The organism is Dolichospermum circinale AWQC310F (assembly GCF_000426925.1).
Classification (GTDB): Bacteria; Cyanobacteriota; Cyanobacteriia; order Cyanobacteriales; family Nostocaceae; genus Dolichospermum; species Dolichospermum circinale.
The window spans coordinates 121,035-125,059 of record NZ_KE384717.1 but is presented as its reverse complement, the minus strand read 5'-3'; the positions used below and the strand labels follow the sequence as shown (position 1 = coordinate 125,059).

Genomic DNA, 4,025 nt, shown 5'->3' with positions numbered 1-4,025 from the left:
GGCGCAAAGGACGCAGAGAGTAAGAGTTTAAGAACTAGAATATTTGATTTTCATACCTCAATTCAGCAACGTCAAAAAAAATATGTAACTTTTGCGGATTCTCTCGAACAAAATGGTAAAAGTGACATGGAAAATATGCTAAATAATTTAATATATTTACACTGTCAACCAATATGTCGACTAGTACATCCTCTCATACCTCCTTGTCCCTAAAGTCAATAGGTGTAATCTGTATATTGTCGTTTTTTCTAGGGTGGCTATTTTTATTATTTCCTTTGGAAATTACAGATAAACTCTGGCAAATTAACCTGTACAGAAGTATTGTAGAGCAGGGTTTTTTACCATTACTTGGTCTGGGAGCAATTGTAACTGCATTCTATATTGATAGAACTCGTGAAAGTAGTGATCCCTCGTCTCCTAGTCTAAAGTTGCCAATTTTTATACTTTCTAGTTTGTTGGGACTGATGTTTTTGTTGATTTTTCCCATGTATCTGATTAATATCAATCAAATCAAAGAACAGGGTTTAACACGGATTAACAAAGAAGCAGAACAGTTAGAAAACCAAGTTAAAAGTCAATTAGCACAAATACAAAATCAACTTGGTAATGATCAGGTAAAAGCTTCTGTAGAGAAACAACGTGCTGCATTAAAAGAGCAACTCAGGACTCAGCTAAATGAACTGGTTAAAGATGAGCAAAAGTATAATCAAGCACTTAATAATAGCCAATTACCTACGGCGCAGAAGGATTTACTGAAAAAGTATAAAGGAAATCCCCAAGCTCTGGATAATTTTATCGCCCAGCAAACAGACCCTCAACAACTAGCAAACCAGAGAATAGACCAAATTAACAGTCAAAAAGAACAACAGTTGCAAAAAACCCAGGCAGATGCCTGGAAAGAATTACGAACTGGCATTAATAGTTTATTATTGTCAATTGGTTACACTGTGATTGGGTGGACAGGATTAAGAGGTATGGGTGTTTCCAAAAGCAGTTCCAGAGGCAGGAAATAAGTCTCATAAATCACTAATTAATAAATTGTAGCCAGATGTAACTTTGGTTAGTATCCTAACTACACGCTATTTGGTACAATATTTGGGTTGTTTAATGTCATGATTTTTATCTTTGAGTCAGTCAATAGAAACTATCAACCACGATACATTAGCTCAAGAACTAGCAACCATCCAGCAAACAGGTTCTAAGCGGATAGCTTTGCTAGGTTCTCGTCATGTGCCAATTACCCATCAGAAGCTCATTGAAATGATGGCTTATGCCCTAATTCTATCGGGCAACCGGATCATTACCTCTGGTGCTACAGGCACAAACTCTGCCGCCATCCGGGGCGCAACAAAGGCTGACCCCAACTTACTCACGGTCATTTTACCCCAGAGTTTGGAACGTCAACCCCAAGAATCACGCCAGCAGCTAGAAGAGGTCATGCACCTGGTGGAAAACCCCAGCAATGATAACCTGTCTCTGGCTGAAGCGAGTTACTTATGTAATAAGGAAATTGTTTCTCGTTGTCAACAATTAATCTGCTTTGCATTTCATGATAGTCGCACTCTCTTACAAACCTGTAGTGATGCAGAAGAACAACGAAAAGTGGTAACACTTTTCTACTTTGACTAGGGTGAATCCTCACGCAAAGCTAATGATAGAGATGGAAAATGATCATTGAATAATGGGTAATAACTTGACTAAATTACCCTTTATCCAATGACAATCAATGATCAAGGTCAAACCAAGTACCCCGTAAATTAATTTAATGTCTCTATCTCAATTACCAGTACCTGCTATCTTTTTATCCTCTATTGTCGTCGCGGCTATTCTCATTTATGTACCCTATTTATTAGTAGCTTTTGCTAGAGTGCAGATAGGATATGATCTTTCTGCTCCCCGCGCCATGTTTGACAAGCTACCACCCTATGCCCAACGGGCAACATGGTCCCATGAAAACTCTTTTGAAGGATTTATGGTTTTTGCAGCGGCAGCTTTAATGGCTTATGTTACTGGGGTGCATTCCCCCCTTGGGGGGAATGCAGCGATCATCTTTATCATTGCTCGTTTGCTATACTCTATTTTCTATATTGCCAATATACCTTTGTTGAGATCACTCATGTTTGGTATTGCTTCTTTTAGTTCTGGAACTCTGTTTTACCTCAGTCTCATGCAAATTAAATAATTACGTAAAAGGGAATAAGGAAAATATTTATTTTTAATCTTCCCTGTTCCCTCTTCCCCATTACCAATTACCAATTACCAATTACCAATTACCAATTTTATTTATGGCTTCTACTTTTTCCTTTGATATCGTCAGTGACTTTGATAGACAAGAATTAGTGAATACTATTGATCAAGTTATCAGAGATGTTAAAAGCCGTTATGATCTTAAAGACACTCAAACCACAGTCGAATTAGGCGAAGAAAAAATTACTATTGGTACTGACAGTGACTTTACTTTAGAATCTGTCCATACCATTCTGCGGGAAAAAGCCGCCAAGCGTAATCTTTCCCAAAAAATCTTTGAATTTGGTAAAATTGAATCTGCCAGCGGCAACCGTGTTAGGCAAGAAATTACTCTGAAAAAAGGTATCAGCCAAGAAATTGCTAAACAAATTTCCAAGTTGATTCGAGAGGAAATTAAGAAGGTTCAAGCATCGATTCAAGGTGACGCTGTGCGGGTGACAGCTAAATCAAAAGATGATTTACAACTTGTTATTCAACGTCTTAAACAAGAAGACTTTCCCGTTGCCTTACAATTTACAAATTATCGTTAGAAAATACAGCAGTTTCCGATATTATGAGGTACAGATATTAATGATAAAAATCTTGTGGTGAAAATCTTGTGGTGAAAATCTTGTGGTGCGGGCATCTTGCCCGCTAAAATTGTACCTCACCCTTATGATAATCCCTTGTATAATTAACAATTGATAATTATCAATTATTAATTATTAATTATTAATTAATTACTTTCGTCCACCAATGCTTTTTTGAAATGCGGGTCGTTGAGACATAGACTGGATATAATTGACAATGGCCGGGTAAGCACTCAAATCTAACTTGAGCATAATCGGAATATAGGAGAGAATTGAGCCTACAGCCACATCTGCAACGGTAAAATCATTACCCAGCAAGAAAGGTTGTTTTGCCAAAATTTCATTCAAAGGAGTTAATAATCGTGGCATTTCTCGTTCACGATTAGCTTCTATGAAAATACCTGTTCCTAAACTGGAATTGGCAAATAATACCCACTGGGTAAAGATAGCTTTCTCCTCTAGGAAAAAGGGAGTTTTACCGTATTTATCCGCTAAATAAAGTAAAATAGCCCCTGATTCCCAAAGCTGAAAATCACCATCAACGATAGCGGGAACTTTACCCATAGGGTTAATTTTTAGGAAATCAGGCTGGAGATGTTCTCCTGCTTGCATATCAAGCAGAAGGAACTCATAAGGAACTTCCAGTTCTTCTAAATACCACTGTATAATTGCAGCCCGACTACGACTACCACCATAAAGTTTCAACATAGTTATCTGAAAATTAAAGAACTTTGTGAGTGTGGGAATGTTGTTTGATGTTATCTTCTTTAGTAACCACTCTGGCTGCATTCAGTACCCGTTTGCGCTCTGTGGAATAATTCAAATCCGTTTTAGTTGTTCCTAGAGGAATCAGATTTTGGGAGGCTTCACGGCGTTTGTAGGTACGAGCCGCAGAAAATAACCTCAATGCAAATTCATCGCCAAATTGCGCCGATTCTGGGAAGCCTTCTGGCAATAGCATTTTATCACCATCTAATACATATCCTAAATTCGTTGCATAAGCCAGCCTGTAAGAGGTGGGAATGTTTTTGCATAGGGCTTCTAATGCTGCGGAAGGAATGGGTTCTATCACTTCAATTTGATGCACTTCCCCATCTTCTTTATAGAAGCACGTAGCTAAACCAAGAACAATATAGTCATCAGTATTGAGATCGGTAGCATCAGCATAAGAAATTGTTGTTGTCATGAGAAATGTCTCTTCTAAAATTG

General features: G+C 37.9%; 7 protein-coding genes. 5 read left to right on the top strand and 2 right to left on the bottom strand.

What is annotated here, in order from left to right; all coding sequences use genetic code 11:
* The 5 genes from ACIR310F_RS27190 to ACIR310F_RS0120965 all read left to right on the top strand — a co-directional run.
* Positions 1 to 213 (top strand): hypothetical protein (locus ACIR310F_RS27190; RefSeq protein WP_231387633.1); only part of this gene is annotated, 213 nt, incomplete at its 5' end.
* Positions 174 to 1,013: a hormogonium polysaccharide biosynthesis protein HpsJ gene (gene hpsJ-B / locus ACIR310F_RS0120980; protein ID WP_035368657.1), complete on the top strand. Its 840-nt coding sequence runs from the start codon at positions 174 to 176 to the stop codon at positions 1,011 to 1,013. The genes ACIR310F_RS27190 and hpsJ-B, both read left to right, overlap by 40 nt.
* Before the next feature lie 112 nt (positions 1,014 to 1,125).
* Positions 1,126 to 1,629 (top strand): DNA-processing protein DprA, encoded by a 504-nt coding sequence (locus ACIR310F_RS0120975; protein ID WP_028085531.1) that lies wholly within the window; start codon positions 1,126 to 1,128, stop codon positions 1,627 to 1,629.
* Positions 1,630 to 1,765: 136 nt separating this feature from the next.
* A complete protein-coding gene (locus ACIR310F_RS0120970) occupies positions 1,766 to 2,182 on the top strand; it encodes an MAPEG family protein (protein WP_028085530.1) in 417 nt (138 codons plus the stop codon).
* Between the two features lie 103 nt (positions 2,183 to 2,285).
* On the top strand, positions 2,286 to 2,777 hold the full coding sequence (locus ACIR310F_RS0120965; RefSeq protein ID WP_028085529.1) for a YajQ family cyclic di-GMP-binding protein: 492 nt from the start codon (positions 2,286 to 2,288) through the stop codon (positions 2,775 to 2,777).
* A gap of 189 nt (positions 2,778 to 2,966) precedes the next feature.
* Here the strand turns inward: ACIR310F_RS0120965 and ACIR310F_RS0120960 are convergent, their stop codons facing one another.
* Together ACIR310F_RS0120960 and ACIR310F_RS0120955 are read right to left on the bottom strand one after the other, a co-directional pair.
* Positions 2,967 to 3,524: a glutathione S-transferase family protein gene (locus ACIR310F_RS0120960; protein ID WP_028085528.1), complete on the bottom strand. Its 558-nt coding sequence runs from the start codon at positions 3,522 to 3,524 to the stop codon at positions 2,967 to 2,969.
* Positions 3,525 to 3,537: 13 nt separating this feature from the next.
* Positions 3,538 to 4,002, bottom strand: a complete 465-nt coding sequence (locus ACIR310F_RS0120955; RefSeq protein ID WP_028085527.1) for a hypothetical protein — start codon at positions 4,000 to 4,002, stop codon at positions 3,538 to 3,540.
* Positions 4,003 to 4,025: the final 23 nt, after the last annotated feature.